The sequence below is a fragment of the Hyphomicrobiales bacterium genome (assembly GCA_017642935.1).
Classification (GTDB): domain Bacteria; phylum Pseudomonadota; class Alphaproteobacteria; order Rhizobiales; family MH13; genus MH13.
In genome coordinates this window covers 826,167-847,297 of sequence record JAEPOK010000001.1, presented here as the reverse complement: position 1 = coordinate 847,297, position 21,131 = coordinate 826,167, and the positions used below count along the sequence as shown (strand labels likewise).

The 21,131-nt window shown below is 58.2% G+C and carries 17 protein-coding genes and 1 pseudogene; 1 reads left to right on the top strand and 17 read right to left on the bottom strand.

The window, feature by feature from the left end; translation table 11 throughout:
* Positions 1-118: 118 nt before the first annotated feature.
* The 14 genes and pseudogenes from rpoB to JJ917_03925 all read right to left on the bottom strand — a co-directional run bounded on the left by rpoB (position 119) and on the right by JJ917_03925 (position 15,684).
* Positions 119-4,276 (bottom strand): DNA-directed RNA polymerase subunit beta, encoded by a 4,158-nt coding sequence (rpoB, locus tag JJ917_03990; protein MBO6697972.1) that lies wholly within the window; start codon positions 4,274-4,276, stop codon positions 119-121.
* A gap of 353 nt (positions 4,277-4,629) precedes the next feature.
* Positions 4,630-5,010 (bottom strand): 50S ribosomal protein L7/L12, encoded by a 381-nt coding sequence (rplL, locus tag JJ917_03985; protein ID MBO6697971.1) that lies wholly within the window; start codon positions 5,008-5,010, stop codon positions 4,630-4,632.
* Between the two features lie 48 nt (positions 5,011-5,058).
* Entirely contained in the window at positions 5,059-5,577 is a 519-nt protein-coding gene (gene rplJ / locus JJ917_03980) for a 50S ribosomal protein L10 (GenBank protein ID MBO6697970.1), read from the bottom strand.
* A gap of 374 nt (positions 5,578-5,951) precedes the next feature.
* Positions 5,952-6,647, bottom strand: a complete 696-nt coding sequence (rplA, locus tag JJ917_03975) for a 50S ribosomal protein L1 (GenBank protein ID MBO6697969.1) — start codon at positions 6,645-6,647, stop codon at positions 5,952-5,954.
* A 3-nt stretch (positions 6,648-6,650) separates the two neighbouring features.
* Complete coding sequence (gene rplK, locus JJ917_03970; protein MBO6697968.1) at positions 6,651-7,079, bottom strand: 50S ribosomal protein L11; 429 nt, start codon at positions 7,077-7,079, stop codon at positions 6,651-6,653.
* Between the two features lie 121 nt (positions 7,080-7,200).
* Positions 7,201-7,731, bottom strand: a complete 531-nt coding sequence (nusG, locus tag JJ917_03965; protein ID MBO6697967.1) for a transcription termination/antitermination protein NusG — start codon at positions 7,729-7,731, stop codon at positions 7,201-7,203.
* Between the two features lie 14 nt (positions 7,732-7,745).
* Entirely contained in the window at positions 7,746-7,943 is a 198-nt protein-coding gene (secE, locus tag JJ917_03960) for a preprotein translocase subunit SecE (protein MBO6697966.1), read from the bottom strand.
* A gap of 377 nt (positions 7,944-8,320) precedes the next feature.
* Entirely contained in the window at positions 8,321-10,096 is a 1,776-nt protein-coding gene (locus tag JJ917_03955) for an adenine deaminase (protein ID MBO6697965.1), read from the bottom strand.
* The gene (locus tag JJ917_03950; GenBank protein MBO6697964.1) at positions 10,093-10,983 is read right to left on the bottom strand and encodes a nucleoside hydrolase; all 891 of its coding nucleotides are present in this window, start codon (positions 10,981-10,983) and stop codon (positions 10,093-10,095) included. The genes JJ917_03955 and JJ917_03950 overlap by 4 nt, the downstream gene beginning before the upstream one ends.
* Positions 10,983-11,999 (bottom strand): ABC transporter ATP-binding protein, encoded by a 1,017-nt coding sequence (locus tag JJ917_03945; protein MBO6697963.1) that lies wholly within the window; start codon positions 11,997-11,999, stop codon positions 10,983-10,985. The genes JJ917_03950 and JJ917_03945 overlap by 1 nt, the downstream gene beginning before the upstream one ends.
* Positions 12,000-12,006: 7 nt before the next feature.
* Positions 12,007-12,786, bottom strand: a complete 780-nt coding sequence (locus tag JJ917_03940) for an ABC transporter permease (GenBank protein MBO6697962.1) — start codon at positions 12,784-12,786, stop codon at positions 12,007-12,009.
* A gap of 13 nt (positions 12,787-12,799) precedes the next feature.
* Entirely contained in the window at positions 12,800-13,621 is an 822-nt protein-coding gene (locus JJ917_03935) for an ABC transporter permease (protein MBO6697961.1), read from the bottom strand.
* A gap of 69 nt (positions 13,622-13,690) precedes the next feature.
* A complete protein-coding gene (locus tag JJ917_03930) occupies positions 13,691-14,722 on the bottom strand; it encodes an extracellular solute-binding protein (protein MBO6697960.1) in 1,032 nt (343 codons plus the stop codon).
* Positions 14,719-15,684: pseudogene (locus JJ917_03925) on the bottom strand (LacI family DNA-binding transcriptional regulator). The gene JJ917_03930 and the pseudogene JJ917_03925 overlap by 4 nt, the downstream one beginning before the upstream one ends.
* Before the next feature lie 299 nt (positions 15,685-15,983).
* Here JJ917_03925 and JJ917_03920 point away from each other — a divergent pair.
* Positions 15,984-17,699, top strand: a complete 1,716-nt coding sequence (locus JJ917_03920; protein ID MBO6697959.1) for a serine/threonine protein kinase — start codon at positions 15,984-15,986, stop codon at positions 17,697-17,699.
* Between the two features lie 18 nt (positions 17,700-17,717).
* Here JJ917_03920 and JJ917_03915 read toward each other — a convergent pair whose 3' ends face one another.
* From JJ917_03915 to JJ917_03905, 3 genes are read right to left on the bottom strand one after another with little or no spacing between them, the layout of a single operon-like run.
* Positions 17,718-18,656 (bottom strand): sulfite exporter TauE/SafE family protein, encoded by a 939-nt coding sequence (locus tag JJ917_03915; protein ID MBO6697958.1) that lies wholly within the window; start codon positions 18,654-18,656, stop codon positions 17,718-17,720.
* Positions 18,657-18,659: 3 nt separating this feature from the next.
* Complete coding sequence (locus tag JJ917_03910; GenBank protein ID MBO6697957.1) at positions 18,660-19,118, bottom strand: hypothetical protein; 459 nt, start codon at positions 19,116-19,118, stop codon at positions 18,660-18,662.
* Positions 19,119-19,131: 13 nt separating this feature from the next.
* Positions 19,132-21,129 (bottom strand): FHA domain-containing protein, encoded by a 1,998-nt coding sequence (locus JJ917_03905; GenBank protein ID MBO6697956.1) that lies wholly within the window; start codon positions 21,127-21,129, stop codon positions 19,132-19,134.
* Positions 21,130-21,131 lie beyond the last annotated feature (2 nt).

Genomic DNA, 21,131 nt, shown 5'->3' with positions numbered 1-21,131 from the left:
TAAGGGGTCTACTTCAAGCCTTGCGCTATCGGCTTGTCGTCAGACCCGGGCAATTCAATCGTTCACGCGCTCCAAGGGACGGGACGCAAAGCGCCCTGCCCCTTGGTATCTTTGTTCGTTACTCGGCAGCGTCCTGCGTTGGGATTTCAACGTCGATGATGCCCTCATCATCTTCGTCTTCCTCGCTCTGCGCCAACTCCACATTGAGGCCAAGAGACCGCATCTCTTTGACGAGCACATTGAAGCTTTCGGGAATGCCAGCTTCAAACGCGTCCTCGCCGCGGACAATCGCCTCGTACACCTTGGTACGACCGGCCACGTCATCGGACTTGACGGTGAGCATCTCCTGAAGCGTGTAGGCCGCGCCATACGCCTCAAGCGCCCACACTTCCATCTCACCGAAGCGCTGACCACCGAACTGCGCCTTACCGCCCAGCGGCTGCTGGGTAACAAGCGAGTACGGTCCGATCGAACGGGCGTGGATCTTATCGTCCACCAAGTGATGCAGCTTGAGCACATATTTGTACCCAACCGTCACCTTGCGGTCGAACTGATCGCCAGTGCGGCCATCATAGAGGGTCACCTGACCGGAACGATCGAGACCTGCCTTTTCCAGCATCTCGGCCACATCCGGCTCACGGGCACCATCAAAGACCGGCGTACCAATCGGCACACCCTTGGAAAGCTGCTTGCCAAGACCGACAATCTCGCCTTCCGAAAGCTTGTCGACCTCAACGGCATCGCCATAGATCGTGCTGATCCGCTCTTCCAGCTGCGCCACATTGGCCTCAGCCTTGTAAGCATCGACCGCCTTCTGGATCGACTTGCCAAGACCGGAACAGGCCCAACCCATATGGGTTTCCAGGATCTGTCCCACGTTCATACGCGATGGCACACCGAGCGGGTTCAACACCACATCGACCGGCGTTCCGTCATCGAGGAAGGGCATGTCTTCCTGCGGCACGATCTTTGACACCACGCCTTTGTTGCCGTGGCGGCCGGCCATTTTATCGCCCGGCTGGATCTTGCGCTTCACGGCGATGAAGACTTTGACCATCTTCATCACACCTGGGGGAAGCTCATCACCACGCTGCAGTTTTTCGACCTTGTCCATGAACCGCTGTTCCAGCTGTTCCTTGGATTCATCGTACTGCGCGCGCAGCGCTTCGATCTCACCCATCAGCGTGTCGTCGTCGAGCGCGAACGTCCACCACTGCGACCGCGGGTACTCGTTGAGCACGTCAGTCGTGATCTTCGTGCCTTTCTTGTAACCCTTCGGTCCGGCAATGCCGTCCTTACCGGACAGCATGTCGGCGAGGCGACCGTAGACGTTGCGATCGAGGATCGCCTGCTCGTCATCGCGGTCTTTGCCGAGGCGTTCGATTTCCTCACGCTCGATGGCGATCGCGCGCTCATCCTTATCGATGCCGTGACGGTTGAAGACGCGGACCTCAACAATGGTCCCCTTCACACCTGGTGGCACACGCAAAGACGTGTCGCGCACATCGGAGGCTTTTTCACCGAAGATGGCGCGCAGAAGCTTTTCTTCCGGCGTCATCGGGCTTTCGCCCTTCGGCGTGATCTTGCCGACAAGAATGTCGCCAGCTTCGACCTCAGCCCCGATATAGACCATGCCGGCCTCATCAAGGTTCTTCAGCGCCTCTTCCGACACGTTCGGAATATCGCGAGTAATCTCTTCAGGGCCCAACTTGGTGTCGCGCGCCATCACCTCGAACTCTTCAAGGTGGATGGAGGTGAACACATCGTCTTTCACGATGCGCTCCGACATCAGAATGGAATCCTCGAAGTTGTAACCGTTCCACGGCATGAACGCGACGAGCACGTTTTTGCCGAGCGCCAGCTCACCCATCTCGGTCGACGGACCGTCAGCGATGATCTCGCCCTTCTTCACCTCATCACCAATCGTCACAAGCGGACGCTGGTTGATGCAGGTGTTCTGGTTCGACCGCTGGAACTTCATCAAGCGGTAGATATCAACGCCCGGACGACCTGGATCGAGGTCTTCGGTGGCACGGATCACGATACGCGTCGCGTCCACCTGTTCCACGATACCAGTGCGGCGTGCACCAATGGCAGCGCCAGAATCCTGCGCCACGATCCGCTCCATGCCGGTACCGACCAGCGGTGCTTCAGCGCGCACCAACGGCACAGCCTGACGCTGCATGTTCGAGCCCATTAGCGCGCGGTTGGCGTCATCGTTCTCAAGGAACGGAATCAGCGAGGCAGCGACCGAAACGAGCTGCTTCGGCGAAACGTCCATCAGATCAACGCGCTCGCGCGGGGTGAGCATCACATCCGATTGGTGACGGCAGACGACCAACTCGTTGATGAAGTTACCATCATCATCAAGTTCCGAGTTGGCCTGCGCGATGTAGTGGCGCGCCTCTTCCATCGCCGACAGGAACACGACATCGTCGGTCACATTGCCGTCGTTCACCTTGCGATACGGCGTTTCGATGAAGCCGTATTTGTTCACACGAGCGAACGTTGCCAGCGAGTTGATCAGACCGATATTCGGGCCTTCCGGCGTTTCAATCGGGCAGATACGACCATAATGTGTCGGGTGCACGTCGCGCACCTCAAAGCCTGCGCGTTCACGCGTCAGACCACCCGGTCCAAGCGCCGAAAGACGGCGCTTATGGGTGATTTCCGACAGCGGGTTTGTCTGGTCCATGAACTGCGAGAGCTGCGAGGAACCAAAGAACTCGCGCACAGCGGCAGACGCAGGTTTGGCGTTGATCAGATCCTGCGGCATCACCGTGCCGATTTCGACCGACGACATGCGCTCCTTGATGGCGCGCTCCATCCGCAGTAGACCGACGCGATACTGGTTTTCCATCAGCTCGCCGACCGACCTCACACGGCGGTTGCCGAGATTGTCGATATCGTCGATTTCGCCCTTGCCGTCACGCAGATCGAGCAGCGTGCGCAGAACTTCCAAAATGTCTTCCTTGCGCAGCGTGCGCACCGTGTCCTCGGCGTCGAGGTCAAGGCGCATATTCATTTTCACGCGCCCAACAGCCGACAGGTCATAGCGCTCCGGATCGAAGAACAGCGACTGGAACATCGCCTCAGCCGCTTCAATGGTCGGCGGCTCACCGGGACGCATCACGCGGTAGATATCGAACAGCGCTTCAGCTTGGCTTTCGTTCTTGTCAGCCATCAGCGTGTTGCGGATATAGGCGCCGGTGTTCACATGGTCGATGTCGAGCAGAGTGAGCGACTTGAAGCCAAGCTCAAGCAGCTGTTCCATCAGCTCTTCGGTGATTTCCTCGCCGGCTTCAGCGTAGATTTCGCCGGTTTCCATGTTGACGACGTCTTCAGCCAGATACTGGCTGATCATGTCTTCAGCTTCGACCCGCAGGTTTTTCAAACCTTCGTCCGCCACGCGCTTGGCCTGACGCGGGGTGACCTTCTTGCCGGACTCAACAGCAACCTCACCGGTGGCATCGTTGATCAGGTCACGGGTGACCTTCATGCCCTCCATCTTCGCCGGATCGTAGGCCGTCTTCCAACCATTCTTGGTCTTGGTGTGCACCGAGGACGTGTAATAGGTGCTCAGAATTTCCTCGGTATCGAGACCCAGTGCATAGAGCAGCGATGACACTGGAATTTTCCGGCGACGGTCGATACGTGCGTGCACGATGTCCTTGGCATCGAACTCAATGTCGAGCCAGGAGCCGCGATAAGGGATGATGCGGGCCGCGAACAGCAGCTTGCCGGACGAGTGGCTCTTGCCCTTGTCATGATCGAAGAACACGCCTGGCGAACGGTGCATCTGAGAAACGATCACACGCTCGGTGCCGTTGACGATGAACGTACCGTTCGTCGTCATCAGCGGCATATCGCCCATATAGACGTCTTGCTCTTTGATATCTTTGACCGATTTGGCGCCGGTTTCTTCATCGACATCGAACACGATCAGCTGAAGATTCACTTTCAGCGGCGCAGAGAATGTCATCCCGCGCTGGCGGCACTCATCCACATCGTATTTCGGCGGTTCGAATTCGTAGCGCACGAACTGCAGCATCGCCGTGCCGGCAAAATCAGAAATCGGGAACACCGATTTGAAAACCGACTGCAGGCCTTCATCATCGTTGCGGCCGCCTTCGGGCTCATCCACCATTAGGAACTGATTGTAGGAAGCCATCTGCACTTCGATGAGATTGGGCATATCGGCAACTTCGCGAATGTTGCCAAACATGCGCCGCGGGCGCGAGCGAACAGAGAAGCTCGTCACCGGTACCGTATTCATTTTGCGGGAAAGATCAGAAGTCGTTGAGGTATTTGCCACGTCGATAGTCGCCATGTCCGCTCCTTTTATGGACCCAAGACCGAAGCGACCTCAGGGGGTGGATCGCCCGGTATCAGATCACCTGGAAAGCGCTGCGCCGCCGTTGCTAAGCCAGCGTTTGCCAGGTCATCCGATCATTTAAATCCGCCTCGCCGGCCACAAAGGGCTTTAGAGACGCGAAAAAGATGGCACCGAAACCCGGAAAATCCGGCCGGTCCATCTTCACACTTCACACACCAAACGCCTGAAATACGCAGCGTTTGGTCGGCGTGGCTGCGACACGAGTCGCAGCCACGCTTTGGCGGGCCGAGGCCCTACTTCAGTTCGACCGAAGCACCAGCTTCTTCGAGCTTCTTCTTCAGCTCTTCAGCTTCGGCTTTGGCAACGCCTTCCTTGACAGGCTTCGGTGCGCCTTCAACCAGATCCTTGGCTTCTTTCAGGCCAAGACCGGTGATGGCACGCACTTCTTTGATGACGTTGATTTTCTTATCGCCAGCTGCAGTCAGGACGACGTCGAACTCGTCCTTTTCTTCAGCAGCTTCTGCAGCACCACCAGCTGCACCGCCAGCAGCGGCAACAGCCACTGGAGCAGCGGCGGAAACGCCCCACTTTTCTTCGAGCATCTTGGAAAGCTCAGCAGCTTCCAAAACGGTGAGGTTGGACAGGTCGTCCACGAGTTGTTCAAGATTTGCCATTAGTTTCAGTTCCTTACGAGGTCTGTTCGATCAGTTTGTGAAAGCCGCTTACGCCGCTTCGCCCTTGTCAGCATAGGCTTGGACCACACGTGCCAACCCACCAGCCGGTGCATTGACGACCTGCGCGATACGCGTTGCCGGGGTTTGAATCATACCCACGATCTTCGCACGCAGTTCATCAAGCGACGGCATCGTTGCCAGCGCTTTGACGCCATTGGCGTCCAAGTGTGTGGCGCCCATTGCACCGCCCAGAAGAACGAGTTGCTCGTTATCCTTGGCAAATGCGCTGGCCACCTTTGGCGCCGCCACCGGATCGTCCGAATAAGCAATCAGTGTTTGCCCTTCAAACAGATCGGCAATGTGCGCCGCGTCCGTGCCGTCAAGAGCCAGCTTTGCAAGGCGGTTTTTGGCGACTTTGACCGTGCCACCGGCTTCACGCATTTTGGCGCGAAGATCGGTCATTTTGGCAACGGAAAGACCACCATAGTGGGCAACGACCACAACGCCGGCCGACGCAAACACGTCGTTCAGCGTGGAGACCATTTCGCGCTTTTCCGCTCTATCCACTGTCTCTCTCCAGTTGGCCAATCCTTCCTCAAAGGAGGAGATCAAGGCCGGTTTCAGTGTAGTGCGCACCGCAACCCGGTACCCACCGTTCAAAAACCTGCCCCGACCGCCCGAAGGATGGCCGATAACGGATCGAACTGACCTGTGGAATCGACAAACGATCCCAAAACTCAGCTCTTCGCGTCTCATGCTGGCCTGGAGGATTTCCAGATTAAGCCCCTCGCCTTCCCAGGAAGGATTAGAGCACCCGCAATCTCGGACAGGTAAGAGACGCCGAAGCTTTTGGAGCCCGGCGGCCCTACCGGGGCCGGATCAAAAAACCCAACCCGCGATTTCTTCTGGCGGAGCAAGCTCCACCCACAACCTTGCGCCGTTTAGGCGCTCAGGCTGGAAACATCGATTTTGACGCCGCGCCCCATGGTCGAGGACACCGCCGCGCGCTGCATATACGTGCCTTTGGCGCCTGATGGCTTGGCTTTGGCAACCGCATCGGCAAACGCTTTGACGTTTTCGGCCAACTGCTCAGCGGTGAACGAGGCCTTGCCGACACCGGCATGCACAATGCCGGCTTTCTCAACGCGGAACTGCACTTCACCACCCTTGGCGTTTTTGACGGCATTGGCGACATCCATCGTCACCGTGCCAACGCGTGGGTTCGGCATCAGACCGCGTGGGCCAAGAACCTTACCGAGACGACCGACCAGGCCCATCATGTCAGGCGTAGCGATACAGCGATCGAAATCGATCGTGCTGCCCTGAACGATCTCAACGAGATCCTCAGCGCCAACCACATCAGCACCGGCTTCGCGCGCTTCGTCAGCTTTTTCACCGCGTGCAAACACACCCACACGCACCGACTTGCCGGTGCCGTTGGGAAGCTGCACAACGCCGCGCACCATCTGGTCCGCATGGCGCGGGTCAACGCCGAGGTTCATCGCCACTTCGATGGTCTCATCGAACTTTGCTTTGGCGCGTTCTTTGACCATCGCGACAGCTTCATCCACCGGATAGAGCTGATCAGGATTCAAGCCGTCATCTGCGGCCTTTAGCCGTTTGGAAACACGTGCCATCGGTTAGCCCTCCACCTTCAGGCCCATCGAACGGGCAGAACCGGCAACCATTTGCATGGCGCCTTCCACAGACGTCGCGTTGAGATCAGTCATCTTCTGTTCAGCGATCTCGCGCAGTTGCGCCTGGGTGATCGAACCGGCCGTGCTACGACCTGGCTCAGAACCGCCCTTTTGCAATTTGGCTGCTTTTTTCAAGAAGAACGACACCGGCGGCGTCTTCATCTCGAACGTGAACGACTTATCCTGGAAGATGGTGATGACCACCGGAACCGGTGCACCTTTTTCCATTTCTTGCGTCTTGGCGTTAAACGCCTTGCAGAATTCCATAATGTTCAAACCGCGCTGACCAAGCGCCGGCCCGATGGGCGGCGACGGGTTGGCAGCACCGGCAGGCACCTGAAGCTTCAGGTAACCAGCGATCTTCTTCGCCATGTGTCATCCCTTTAATGGCGCCGCATGAGATGCGGCTGGTTGGGGTTGCGTGGTGCGATCAGAACCTGGCGGCGAAACCAGACCATCTCTCCCACGCGGAGGTTAGGCGGAGAAAAGGCCCTTAGAGCTTTTCAACCTGCCCATATTCGAGCTCGACCGGCGTAGCCCGGCCAAAGATCGAAACTGAAACTTTCAAACGCGCACGCTCGCCATCGACTTCCTCGACAACACCGTTGAAGGAGGCAAACGGACCATCGGAAACACGCACCTGCTCGCCGACATCGAACGTGATCGATGGTTTTGGACGCTCCACGCCTTCCTGCACCTGGTTGAGGATGTGCTCGGCCTCAGCATCGGAAATTGGGATCGGCTTCATATCGGAGCCAAGAAACCCGGTCACTTTCGGCGTGTTCTTGATGAGGTGATAGGCCTCATCGGTCATTTCCATGCGCACCAGCACATAGCCGGGGAAGAACTTGCGCTCGGTATCGACCTTGCGGCCACGACGCACTTCGACGACCTTCTCTGTCGGCACCAAAATCTGATCGAACAACGCATCCAGGCCAGCCGCCTGCGCACCCTCACGGATCGACTCGGCGACCTTTTTCTCGAAGTTCGAGTAGGCGTGAACAATGTACCAGCGCAATGCCATAAATCTGCGCCTCCTTAACGGCCAAGTGCCAGAAGCTGGCCAACGATGAAGCTCAGAACCTGATCGGCAGCCAAAAAGAAGATGGCAGCCAGGAACACCATGATGAAGACCATGATCGTCGTCACAGTCGTCTCACGGCGTGTTGGCCACACAACCTTGGACACTTCCTGCCGCACTTCCTGCATGAAAGTGAAGGGATTGGTCTTTGCCATCATCTACCTTTTGCCACTCGGCCTTTTGGGCCTTGCCACCGGGTTGGCGCGTCCCTTTCACCGCCGCTCCAACAAGAGCCGACACGGGAGGGATACCTTCCTACGGTAACGGGTTTCCGGCGACACCCCGCCAACGGGCCGCGCACAACACAATAAGGGCGTGCGAACGGATCACACGCCAGAATGCTGGAAGTAATCGCGAATCTGACCGAAATCAACCCTTCGGTAAGGGATTTTTTGCACAGGCCGAAACGCGTTGCGCCAGTCGCATGCAAGTCATGAGGACGATGCTATGAATCGGCCACTTGCAATGAGAATTCAAGACCCACGCCCATCACAGGTCCGTTGCTTGCCATCATCATGACCCAAGTCCGTGTTCAATCGGTCAAAACCACCGATTCAAGTCGGATACCTTCAAACGTGTCCACAACGCCCTTATCGCTGAGATGCGGACCGGCATTGCAGACAAGCGATGCACCGAAACACGCCTTAAAGACGAGATAGGGCGGTTGCCAAGCGACCACCTGGTCCATCGCCTGGACAATGCTGTCAAAGTCCTCGGCGACAGCCGCCAGATCATCATCCCGCATCAAACCGCCGACAGGCAATGGCAATGTTGCGATGACCTCACCGACCTTTACCACGGCAAGGCCGCCCTGCATGGCAGAAACAGTGTTCGCGGCGAGCGCCATGTCCTCCGCGCCTCTGCCGAACAGCGTGAGATTATGGCTGTCGTGCGAAACGCTGGTGGCAAACGCGCCATGCCATGTTCCCCACTCCTCCAGCAGAGCAAGGCGTGGCGAGGCATTGTCACCGTACCGATTGACGACGGCCATCAACGCCATGTCATCCGGGCAGACCACCAGGCCGTCGCGCACTGGCACTTCGCGCTCGCCCCATGCGGTGAACCGAGGCCGCTTGATGGTCGCGATGCGCGCCATCTTGCCAGATGCTTGTATCTCAAAGTCGCTCGCCCGGAAGGTCGGCGTTTTGACAGTGTTTTCCAGCGCCTGTTGCGACGTTGTGGTGGTGTCCCGTTTCAACATTGCGCCTTGTTCGGCAACGATCGTCCCATTCAGAACCACTTTGTGGGCAACAAAATCCGACAGATTCTCGAACAGAACGATGTCGGCACGTTTTCCCGGCGCGATCAGCCCAAGGTCACGGCGGCCGAGTTGGGTGGCGGCGTTGAGCGTGGCCGCCTGCAACGCTTTGATTGGCGGCAAGCCGTAACGCACAAGACGTCGCACCACATCATCAAGCCCACCAGCGCGATGCAGATCATTGGGGAACACGTCATCGGTACAGAGCGTGAGCGTTTGCGGGAACGTCTCAAGCGCATTCAGCGTCTCAACGAAACCTGGCAGCAAATGATCATGCGAACCGCGCAGCTCAATGGTGAGGCCAGCTTGCAGCTTGGCCAAAAGATCGTTGTTCGAGGTCAGTTCGTGGTCGGTCTGAACACCTGAGGCCACATACGCGTTGAGCGAGGCACCGGTCAGGCCGCGAGCATGGCCACAGACGCGTTTGCCGGATTCGAGCCCAGCCTGGACGATGCCAGCCATGCGCGGTGTGCGCTTGAGCAACGCGTGCATCGACATGACCTCGGCAACGCCGTGCACATCGTCGCGGGCCAGCAAGCGTTCCAGATCATCAACATCAAAGTCCGCGCCTGTCGATTCAAATCCCGGAGCTGACGGCACGCAGGATGGCGCCAAGGGCAGGAACCGCAGGCTCGCGGCCTTAGCCGCATCGAGCGCAAACGTTATGCCGGAATGACCGGCCACATTGGCGATCTCATGCGGGTCCCAAACAGCCGCCGTCACGCCGCGCGGCAGCACGGCATTGCTGTAGGCGGCGGGCAGTACCATCGAACTTTCAACATGCATGTGCATATCGATCAGGCCTGGGCTGAGAAACAACCCAGTCGCATCAATCCTAGCATCGGCACCAAACGCGCCGGCTTCGCTCGGCGCGTGAACACTGGCAATCAGCGGACCAACGATCCCGATATCAGCCGGACGCAGCTGTCCGACCACTGGATCGACAAGCGTGCCACCCTCAATCAACAGATCGAATGGCGCTTTGCCTTGCGCTGCCAGCACCGCGCGATGGCGCAGGTCAGGATCTATGAGGTTATGCGGTTCCCTCATGCGGTGACCGTCGCCAAGGCATCCACGCACAGCGATGCGGCCTCGGAGGCAACGCCGGTTGCCAGGCTAATGTGGCTTTCGTCAGGTGGCTCGAAGCTGGTTTGACCATAGGTTTCTGCCGAGCTCGTATCGACCGACAGAGCCTGAGGTTCAAAGGTCAGGACGTTCGGATGGGCGAAGGCCAAAGCAGCCAGCGGATCATAGATCGGCATCCAGTCGCGCCCTCGCCTGATGCCGATGTCCATGTAGCCGCCCATCAGATCGCCTAGCGGCGCCCGCATGCCGGTTGGGATGTCTTTCTCGCCATAGGTTGCCTTATGGCAAGCAACCAGATCGACAATCGCCAGCCGCACTCCGGTCTTTGCCACAACGTCAACGGCATCGGCGTCGGCGTGGGCATTGAATTCCGCATATGGCGTCTGATTGCCCTGCCCCGATGAGCCCCCCATCCAGACTAGGCGGTCTATTCGGGCAAAGGCATCCGGCGCATTGATAGCAAGATGCGCGAGGTTCGTCAGCGGTCCCAAGGCAAGCACCTCGCGAGGTCCATCATTCGCGGTCAGCCAGCCAAGCATAGCGGACTCCCCTGGAGGCAACACCTCTTGAGGAGGTTCGGGCAAATGCTCGCCGCGCGTCTGCATGCCGCGCGGGCCCAGCACGCGTTCTGCGGTCTGCAAGGGACGTTTCAGCGGTGACGCCGCGCCACTGTAAAACGGCCATTCCAGATCAAAGGCAAGCCGTGAGCCCAGCGCGTTGCGGGTGACATTTTCAAGCGTTGAGTTGCCGGCAACCAGTGACACGCCGTCAATTGCGATATCATAGCTGCGCAGCAGCAAGAGCGCCCATAGATCGTCAAAACCGAAATCTGTATCGACCCAAACACCCATCAGGACGCCTTCAGGCTGTGTGCGGATTCCCGCGGCAGGTCGAACATCACGGTCTCGTCGACCGCGAATGCCGGCGCCGTCACATCAACATCGGCGCGAACCGGTCCTATCGGCGTATCAAGAACATATTCGCGATGCTCTCCAGCAAATGCGACGCTGCGCACACGCGCTTCATGATTGCCCTTTCCAAGCTGGACTGCGCCAGGACGCCAGCCAAGATAAGGGGCATCGGCTTGATAGTTCACCGGCAGAGCACCGGTGGAGCTGGAAAGCGTAGAATCATCCATCGCGAAAATGTTCTCAAACCCCATAAAGTCAGCTGCAAAGGCGGTCACCGGCTTGTTGTAAAGATCATCCGGTGAGCCGATCTGCTCGATCAGGCCATCGCGCATCAACACCACCCGGTCCGCCAATGCTAAGGCTTCGCTCTGATCATGAGTGACAAAAACCATGGTGATGCCGGTTTCTTTTTGCAGGCGTTGTAGTTCGGTGCGCATTTCCAGCCGCAGCCGCGCGTCCAGATTGGACAGTGGCTCATCGAGCAACAGCACCTTGGGTTCCATGACCAGAGAGCGCGCAAGGGCAAGCCGTTGTTGTTGGCCACCGGACATTTCTGCCGGTTTGCGCGTGGCCAGATGAGTGAGACCCACGCGCTCAAGCGCTGCTTGGGTGCGGTCTTTGATCTCGGCTTCGGATCGCCGTTGCAGGCGCAATCCAAAGGCTGCGTTTTCGAACGCCGACAGGTGCGGGAACAAAGCGTAGGACTGGAACACCAGGCCGATGCCACGCTTATTGGCGGCGACCCGTGTCATGTCCTGGCCATCGATCAGGATCGACCCGGTCTTGGCCGGCATCAAACCGGCGATCGCCCGCATCGTCGTCGTCTTGCCGCAGCCTGATGGGCCAAGAAGAGCAATCAGCTCGCCCTTGCGGATGTCAAGATTGAGATCAGGCACGGCGATGGTTTCGCCATAGGCAAGCGTGAGGTTTTGCAGGGAAACAAAGGCATCAGGCATTTTAGGATCAGACATAGCGGGAGAAACCTAGAAAGCGCTCGGCGGTAAAAACAATCGCCACGCAGAGAAAAGCGAGCAACGCTGACAAGGCTGCCACGGACGGATCGTAGGTGATCTCCATGTAGGACAGCATGTCGATCGGCATGGTGCGCACGCCCGGACCGGACAGGAACAGTGAAACAGGCACTTCGTTGAAGCTCGTCACGAACCCCAAGATAAACGCCGCCAACACGCCGCCTTGAATGTTGGGCAGCACCACTTTCATGAAAGCCTGCAACCGCGAACAGCCGAGCAGGATCGCTGCCTCTTCCATGTCGACGCGCAAATTCTGCAAACTGGAGGAGACCACGCGCACCGCATAGGGAAGCACCAGCGCCGTGTGCGCGACGAACAGCGCCATGGTGATCGTCACATCGAGCGGCACCACCAGATACCGCAGCAGCGCAAGGCCGACGATGATGCCCGGAACGATGATCGGCGCAGCGACCGCCAGCTTGATGGTTTCCGCACCTGGGATGTCATAGCGGTTGAGCGCATAGGCGGCCGGGATGCCGATAATCAAGGCGGCCAGGGTTCCGAATACGGCCAAAAACATCGAAAGCGCAAAGCTGGCGTGGAAGCTCTCAATGGTGAAAACCTTGAGGTACCATTTGAGTGACAGACCCTGCGGCGGAAACGCCAGCGAGTTGCCCGCCGACAGCCCGGCAAAGATGATGATCAGGAACGGCCCGATCAGAAAAGTCAGTGTTAGGCCGAGAATGATCCATGTTGGCCATCGGGTGGTCATGCTGGGTCTCCTCCTAGCGCCGCGCCGTCGCAATGCGTTTCAGCAGCAAGTTGGCTGAGAAACTCATCACGATGAGGATCATGGCGATCACACTGGCACTGACGAAATCGTTGGAGACATTGACCTTTTGATAGAGCAGCGTTTCCAGCATCAGAACCTTGGAGCCGCCTAGGATAGCCGGCGTGATATAGGCCGTCAGCGACCCGGTGAAGACCAGTGTTCCCCCCATCACGAGCCCCTCCTTGGTCAGCGGCAAAATGATCCGCGTGAACACTTGAAACCAGCTCGCACCAAGAACGCGAGCAGCGGGGATCACATCTTTGGGAAGATTTTCCATGGCGCTGACCAATGAAATGATCATCAATGGCAGAAAGAGCTGCAAAAGCCCCAAAAAGACGGCCGTCTCGGTGAACAGGAGCCGGATCGGCGTTTCCGACAGGCCAAGGCCAACAATTGTGTCGTTGACGATGCCGGTCCGGCCCAAGATCACTATCCAGGCATAGGTTCGCGCCACGGGTGAAATCATCAGCGGCAAGACGACAAGTCCGAAGATTTGGCCACGCGCTTTGCCGTCCAAATTGACGATACAAAAGGCTGCCGCGTAGCCGATCACCGCTGAGGTCGCGGCAACCAAAAACCCAAGCTTCAGCGTGCGGAAGAAAACCGATTGGTTGAGCGGCTCGGAAAAGAACTGAACATAGCCCTGAAGCGACCAGCCGCCGTCAAAGCGAAAGGCCACTGACAGAAAGATCGCCACAGGCACAAGGAACACCAGCAGCGTGAACATCGCCGCCGGCAGCGCCAGCGCCAAGCCTTCCCGACGGTTTTGAAACATGCGGCCCCTGCCTCAGTGCTCATCAAACGGTGGCGGGCGCGTGCACCCGCCACCAAACGTCATCGATCTCTATTGAATGACTGAGCGGTTCCACTGATCCACCCAGGCATCGCGATTGGCGATGATGTCTTCAGGCGGCAGAATGGTCAGCGAGTTGATGAGATCAGCACCATAGGTCAGCGCTTCGGCAACCTCCTCGCTCACTTCCACTTCGCTGTTGGCCGGGTTGTCGATGCGCGCATTGGCGATGCGTGTCTGGACTTCCGTTGAAAGCCAATAGTCCATGAACTCAAGGGCCAATTCTTCATTGCCATTGTCCTTGGTCATGATCATCACGTTCATGCCACCGGCCTGCCCTTCAGCTGGCTCAGCCCAAGCAAACGGAAACGGTGTGTCTTGGAAACGGCTCCAGGCAAAGCGACCAACAGGGGCCGCAATGACTTCTTCCTGCAGCATCAACTGCGCGAGCTCAGAGGAGCGCGAGTAGAAGGTGACGATGTCGTCGGCGCTTGCGCCGATGGAGTCGATTGTTGCGGAAAAATCTTCGGCGTCCTGATCAAGCGCGGCGTTCAGCATCATCAAGGTCAGCGGACCCTGGGTGCCCGTGATGTTGGGCAACGCTACCTGGCCAGCCAACTCAGGCGAAAGCAAATCGGCCCAGCTATCGATGGTCACAAGGTCGGACCGGTAAACGATCGAGCTGGCGTAGAATGTGTAGCCAACGGCCATCCCATTGCCGAGCGGGTCCTGCGCTGATGGATAGAGAAGGTCGTGATTGGAAAGCGCAGCGGTATCGATTTCCGCCAGCAAGCCTTGCTCAGCAAGTGCCAGAGCATCATGTGAGGAGATCACCGCCATATCGATCACCGGGTCGGCGGCATTAGCTTCGATCTTAGCCATGCGTTCGACGCTGTTGCCGGTTTCGATGACCAGTTCGCAATCGCAGATTTCTTCAAAGGGATCGTAGAGCGCTTCTTTGTAGGCGTCCTGCGCAAAGGAATAGACCGAGATGGTCAAGGTCCGGTCCTGGGCCTGCGCTCCTGAAAGGCCAGCCGAAAGGCCCAGCGCAACTGCACCGGCGGTGAGGAATAGATGTTTCATGACGGTTCTCCAGTTTGATGATGGGGTGCGGCGGCCGTTGAGCCGCGAAGCGTGAGGGTCATTGGAATGACGGATTGGTCAATTTCGTCAGGGCTTGGTTGATCCTTGGTGATCGCGGCATCCAAGTAAGCAACGGCCGTTTCGGCGATCTGGCCAACATCTTGCGACACAGTAGAAAGTGTTGGCCGTACCGCTGTGGAAAGCGGCAGATCATCAAAACCAATGATGCTCAGATCGCGCGGCACCTTGATGTCGGCCTGATAGGCATCGCCCAAAACACGCAGCGCGATCAGATCGGAGGTTGTAAGCACGGCAGACACACCAGCCTGCCAATGCGCGGCAATCGGTGGAAAGCCGTCGGTGGTCCATGCCGTCTGGTGATGCACTTTGCCGTTGAGAACGCTGACCATCCCATCGATCCTGTCGCGCTGCACCTCTGAGGCCGGGTCCCCACCGATGATCAGGATGGATCGGTGGCCAAGGCCAAGCAAAGCCCTCGCAGCCAGCCGGCCGCCTTCGGCATGATCGGAGGAGACCGTGTTCAGTGGATCAGATGGGGTATGGATGACCGCAGCCGGAAGCGATTGAATTTTCGGGCGCGTGCCACGATGCGGCACGATCACCAGCCCATCGACGCCGCGCTGGCGCAAGCGCTCAATCGCCGCCGATTGTTCAACGGCATCGCCGCGCGAATCCGCGATCAAGACGCCATAACCAGCCTCTGTGGCTGCGACCTCAACGCTCTGCGCAAGTTTGGGAAAAAGTGGATTGGCAAGGTCCGGCATGACAAAGCCAAGAATGCCACTGCGCCCAGTTTTCAGCGCGCGAGCCGCGAGGCTGGGGCGAAACCCAACCTCATCGGCACGTCGGCGCACCCGTTCGGCCATATCGGCAGATACCCGTCCTTTGCCCGTCAAAGCATTGGATACGGTAGCCGAGGAAACGCCCAAGCTTTCCGCGATGGTCTTGATGCTGGTCAGGATGGCAACTCCGCTTTGCTTAATCGATTAAGCGCTTGGAAAACCCTGAAGTCAATGGCCTGATTATACGTGTAAGCACAGAGAGTCGCGACGTCCTTCGCCGACTGGCGTGCCAAACCCGATGACCGTCAGCAGCGCAAAACCCTGATTGCGCACCGCCAACCCTCAGGCGGTCAACCTCACCATGTCTCTCGGATTGGTGAGGCAGGCTGGATTTACAAGGACGCGCATGTCTGGTCATACTTCCCATTCTTCGGGGCGGAGTATGATATCGGGGTTCCATGGCAGACGACGATCAACTGACGCGTCCCTTGCCGGATGGCCCGCCGGGCGAGTTACCGGTCGGGGCTGAGCTAAATGGCGGACAATACAAGATCATTCGCAACATCGCCGCCGGCGGTTTTGGGATAACCTATCTAGCCAAGGACAATCTCGATCGCGATGTCGCGCTCAAAGAGTGCTTCCCGCTTGGCCTTGTGGCGCGCTCGTCCAGCCGCTCGGTTAGTGCCGCCAGCGAGTCGACTGCGGCCTCATTTAGCACAGCACGCAATCTGTTTTTGCGCGAAGCGCGGCTCCTCGCCGGCCTTTCCCATCCCAATGTGGTGCATGTTCAAACCCTGTTTGAAGAAAACGGCACCGCCTACATGGCGATGGACTTCATCCACGGCCATGATCTGCAGACCGTCATCAACTCCGATGCCGAGAGCTTGACGCCAGCCGCCGTCGTAGAAATGGCGCGGAGCATTCTGGATGCCCTCGCCTATCTGCATGAGAGCGGGCTACTGCACCGCGACATCAAGCCGTCCAATATTCGCATCGACAGATTTGATCGACCGATCCTGATCGATTTTGGCGCCGCCCGGCAGCAAATCCGCGCCGAAACACGCAAGATGGGGACGTTTCGCGTTGTCTCCGATGGATATTCGCCCAGCGAGTTCTACACGACGGGTGCCGAGCAAAGCCCGGCCAGCGATCTCTATTCGCTCGGGGCAACCTTGTATCACGCCATCGCAAGCGAGGCGCCGCCCGCCGCCGACGTGCGCATCCAAAGCGTTGCGACAGCAGAGCCGGATCCTTATGAGGCGCTGTCAGGTCGGTTTGCCGACCATAACCAAGTGCTTCTCTCGCTCATCGATCGTTCGCTGGCGATTTCCCAGAAAGAGCGGCCACAATCGGCCAAAACCTGGCTAGAAAAGCTCGATGCCGCCGTCACGCGGGCTTTGCCGCCCGAGCTTGCAACAAGCGCTCCAGTAGCTGCGTCATCGACTTCCCCTGACAGTTCCGGCAAGTTTCTGCGTGGCGTTCTGGCTGGCGGTGGCGGCATAGCTGTCGCCGCCGGAGCCTACATCGCCTTAACCGCTGGTGGCATGAGCGCGGACGACGCCAGCGCTCTGCAGAACCAATTGGATACCGCAAACGGTACAATCACTGAGCTCACCCAATCGGTGGAGGCCCTGCAGACCGATCTCGATGCAACACGCAGTGACGTGTCGAGGGTCGAACAGGAGCGCGATCAGGCGCTGGCTGACCTAGCTGCCGCCGGCAACGGCAGTGGCGCAGTGCCGGTCGGGTGCCCGGACTTCGATGCCAGAGCTGCCCGCACGGTTGGGCTCACCGGCAATTTTCTGCAAACCAATAGACCAACCTATCGCCTCAACGCTGGGGGCGGCGCGCCACTCGCCAGTTGTCCCAACACGACCGGTCGCGGCTATGTTTCCGAAGCGCCGAGCATTTCGCTGCTCCTCTCGGAGATGTCAACGGAAACGGGCTGGCTGCAGTTTTCGGTGACCGCAAGCTGCGACACCACGCTGCTCGTCAACACGCCGACAACGATTTGGTATTTTGATGATGACTCCAACGGCCAGCTGCAACCACGCTTGATGATCCCCAACATCGAGGCCTTCAATGGCACCGAAGGCGGACGGTTGGATGTTTGGCTAGGCACCTTTGACCAGGGCGTAACCTGTGAAGCGACTCTTGAGCTCCAGGGAATTTGAGGCGAAACGCATCGAACGCTACGTCACGAGCAGGTAGACGCTTGACGCGATAATCCATATGGATGCCGCCGTTTTCAGCCACAGCGATCCAAGCAGCGAAGCAATGCCCTTGGCGAGGAAGCCGCCGAGAATGGCACCAGGCACAGCAATCAGTGCAATCTCCAGGCGAACCAGACCAGCAAAATAATTGTCCCAAAAGCCGGTGAACACGCAAATCACCGAGACCCAAACGGCCACCGCAATCGCAACCTTTGTCGGAAAGCGCCGCAGGATGAGATAGATCGCCAAAAACTCGCCAATGCCGACCGAGAATAAGGCCGTGACCGCCCCGCCCAATGCACCGAGCAGGAGCAATACCCACAGCTCGCCCGGTCCGATGGTCAGCTTACGTTCTAAAGCGGATTGATGGCGCTGTACCCAGGTGAAAATCAGTAGAATTATGCCCAGTGCCAGCGAGAAAAACTTAAACCAAACAATCAATTGAGCGCCATCGATCTCAATGAAGGCCTGGGTGAGAAGAAGTGCTGGAATGCCAGTCGCCAGTGGTGTTGCGGCCAGCGCAAGCAGCGTGTGCGGCGCAATCTTTTCATCCCACGCCAGACTGTCTTTGACGAAGATGGCATGGGCCCAAGTCAACGCCCCTATCGACATGCCAAAGCATTGGATGGTGAAAGAAACGGCGACGCCCTCATTGGCGTTTTGCGGCAACAGGCTGAGCAGCGCGTCTGGCACCATAATGCCGCCGTCTTGCAACGCAGCAAAGACTGGCACAAACACCACGCCGCCACCCGTACCGGTCGCATTGGCGATGATCGCACCCATCACGCCGACAGGCACGAAGAACCAAAGGCCGAGCAGGACATCAAGGGTGAGAGAGGACTGCCAAAACAACAGCGCGTAGGCGGCCGCCAGTAGCGCCAGGTGAATGGGTATCCAGGTTTTGACCAGTCGGCTCACGACCTAGAGCTTCCCGAACTGACCGGCCTTGAACCGCCACCGGATGAAAAACACCGACAGGGGACCCAAAAGGGCCAGGAAAGACGGGATGAACACGCTCGCAAAGTGCAGTGTGACAGTCTGCAGCTCTATCGCCCCCTTTCCACCCGCCATCGGCAGCCAAGGGATCAGATCGCTGAACATCAGGCCGACGACGATGCCGAACTCGATGATGGAAAAGAAGAACTGAAAAGCGAACGGCCAATCGCGGTCCCAACGCACTGATTGGATGAAGATGTAGACCGAGTCCAGGATCAGCCCGACGCCAAGAAGCGTGGTCAGAAACAAGAAGAAGATCTGCGCCTGACCCCAGTCCCAGGCCCAGCCATTGTGCGCGTAGGCAAAAAGCGCGGTGATTGGAAGTCCAAGAAAAACAAACAGAAAAAGCCGGGTCTGAATGCGGCCAGCAAGTGTGGGAATCATGCTCTTGGCCTCCCTAAGGTGCGCTACCGACGGCCCATTTGAGCCATTGGGTCATCGAGCGCAGAGGTGTCAGATCGCGGACTTTGTGCGTCTTCTCAGTGACTAGGTGGTCGACTGATCGCAGCGCGGAATATTGCAGGCCTAGAAAACTATCGACCGCAAGATAGGGGCCGCCCGTGGTGATCGTGCCAGCCGCATAGGCCCTGCCCTTGCCGTTTTTCAATCCGCCGATCTCAAAATCATTGGTGACTTGCAAACCTGTCGGTCCGCGCTTTTCAGCCTTACCGCCACGTACGGAATAGGCGTGATTACGTGGCAGATCGTAGGTATCGAGAAGATCGGCCATGAAAGGCGAGCGGCGAATGTCGGCGATTAAGCCGGTGCAATCGATCAGGTAGTGAGCGAAGAGTTCTTCGCGATGCTTTTCCGGTGTTTCGATCAACACCCGGATCCGGTCTTCGGCGCCTTCCACCGGATCAAGCTCTTTGATCGATCCAAAGACAACGCGATACCAGTCTTCTTCGGTGCCGCGCTCGGCGATTGCCACCCAATCAGAGCGCAGCGCCGTGGATGTTCCGCCCAGCGTTGAGAGAATCTCACCACGGCGCGCCTCGTCGGCTTTCTCATACTCGAACCGAAGATCGCCGCCCCAGGCCGCTTTCGGCCAATTGAACGGCTGAATTTCAACATTGTTGATCACCGCACGCTTGGCCCGACCATAAGTCGCGCCGTCACGTGCGCCCAGAGCGCTTCGCATGGATTGGATGATCTTGATTTGTGGGTTCTTGGCACGCGCCTCGCTGAGCCGCTGCAGGATACGGCTGGCGACAATACCGCGCCCACGCACAACAACGAAAATTGGCTCCTGGCGTTGTTCGATCGTGCGGTAGATCTGATCGTGGGGTTCATAGGCGTTGGCAACCAAAGGCCGCTTGTCCGGGTGGTTGGCAACAAATTCCTGGAAATCATCGACAAACCGCGTCGCGGGATAACCAGTCGACAGATGCACGACATCGGCGATGATCAGCGCCATCTTGGGACGCCCGGCATCCGCCGCCTCACCGCGAGGCTGATAGGCAACGCAATAGCGTCCATCGCTGGTTTTTCTTAGTCGGCGAACCTGGCCTTGCCGATACATCGCGTCCCATTGGATGCGTTTGGCTTCACGATCCAGGGAGTCGAAGACATCGCCGGCGCGCGGTGTGTAGCTTTCAGCAAGCGCCGGCTCACCGAAGACCTTGAAAACGCCCTTGATGCCGGACGCTTGCCCCTTGAACACCTCACGCAAGGCGTAACCTGGGAATCCCCAGATATTGTCCGGTCGCGAGAGCGAGTTCGAACGCAACCGTTCATGGTCGGGGATCTGGCTGTTTTTGCAGTACCGCTTGTAGGTCTCATAGCATTTGCGTTCGGTGCCAACGACGGCGATGTCGTCGGTTGGAACGCCGTAGCAGCGCAGATGATCGACCCAAACAAACGATCCAAGACCGCCGCCAACGGCGCAGAATTTCACCTCGCTGATCGGAAACCCGCTTGCGGCCAACGCCTCGACATCGACCTCATCCTTGCCGCCAAAAAGCTCTGTGTAAGGATCGATTGGCGGCGGGACGGCCACCTCGCCTGAATCACCGGTGATCAGCCGGCTCAAAACAACGGCATCGCTCTTCGGCGTCTGGTCAGCCTGGGCGCTTTCGGCTCCCATCAAAATGAGATGCCATCCCGGCAGTTCAATCTGATCGCCAGGAACCACGTCGGCATCGGCGACGCGCGTTCCGTTCAGGAACGTTCCATTGGTGCTGTCCTCATCGCGCACGCGCACATCATCTTCACCAAGGATGAGAACCAGATGCTGGCGCGAAACCGATGCTCCATCCAACTGGACATCGCAGTCTTTCGACTTGCCGACCGTGAACTCGCCTGGGCTTTCGCATTTGAGCGTTCTGGCCTCGCCGATCGGCTGACCGAGATCGGAGATTTGTTGGACCTGAAAGAAAATGGGATAGGTCAGCATCG

Excerpts from the sequence above, each read along its gene's own strand:
- secE (MBO6697966.1), bottom strand. The coding sequence starts at position 7,943 with ATGGCAAAGACCAATCCCTTCACTTTCATGCAGGAAGTGCGGCAGGAA.
- rplK (MBO6697968.1), bottom strand. The coding sequence starts at position 7,079 with ATGGCGAAGAAGATCGCTGGTTACCTGAAGCTTCAGGTGCCTGCCGGT.
- JJ917_03955 (MBO6697965.1), bottom strand. The coding sequence starts at position 10,096 with ATGAGGGAACCGCATAACCTCATAGATCCTGACCTGCGCCATCGCGCG.
- JJ917_03905 (MBO6697956.1), bottom strand. The coding sequence starts at position 21,129 with ATGCTGACCTATCCCATTTTCTTTCAGGTCCAACAAATCTCCGATCTC.
- rplA (MBO6697969.1), bottom strand. The coding sequence starts at position 6,647 with ATGGCACGTGTTTCCAAACGGCTAAAGGCCGCAGATGACGGCTTGAAT.
- JJ917_03945 (MBO6697963.1), bottom strand. The coding sequence starts at position 11,999 with ATGCCTGATGCCTTTGTTTCCCTGCAAAACCTCACGCTTGCCTATGGC.
- rplL (MBO6697971.1), bottom strand. The coding sequence starts at position 5,010 with ATGGCAAATCTTGAACAACTCGTGGACGACCTGTCCAACCTCACCGTT.
- JJ917_03950 (MBO6697964.1), bottom strand. The coding sequence starts at position 10,983 with ATGGGTGTTTGGGTCGATACAGATTTCGGTTTTGACGATCTATGGGCG.
- JJ917_03920 (MBO6697959.1), top strand. The coding sequence starts at position 15,984 with ATGGCAGACGACGATCAACTGACGCGTCCCTTGCCGGATGGCCCGCCG.
- JJ917_03930 (MBO6697960.1), bottom strand. The coding sequence starts at position 14,722 with ATGAAACATCTATTCCTCACCGCCGGTGCAGTTGCGCTGGGCCTTTCG.
- JJ917_03935 (MBO6697961.1), bottom strand. The coding sequence starts at position 13,621 with ATGTTTCAAAACCGTCGGGAAGGCTTGGCGCTGGCGCTGCCGGCGGCG.
- JJ917_03910 (MBO6697957.1), bottom strand. The coding sequence starts at position 19,118 with ATGATTCCCACACTTGCTGGCCGCATTCAGACCCGGCTTTTTCTGTTT.
- nusG (MBO6697967.1), bottom strand. The coding sequence starts at position 7,731 with ATGGCATTGCGCTGGTACATTGTTCACGCCTACTCGAACTTCGAGAAA.
- rpoB (MBO6697972.1), bottom strand. The coding sequence starts at position 4,276 with ATGAATACGGTACCGGTGACGAGCTTCTCTGTTCGCTCGCGCCCGCGG.
- JJ917_03940 (MBO6697962.1), bottom strand. The coding sequence starts at position 12,786 with ATGACCACCCGATGGCCAACATGGATCATTCTCGGCCTAACACTGACT.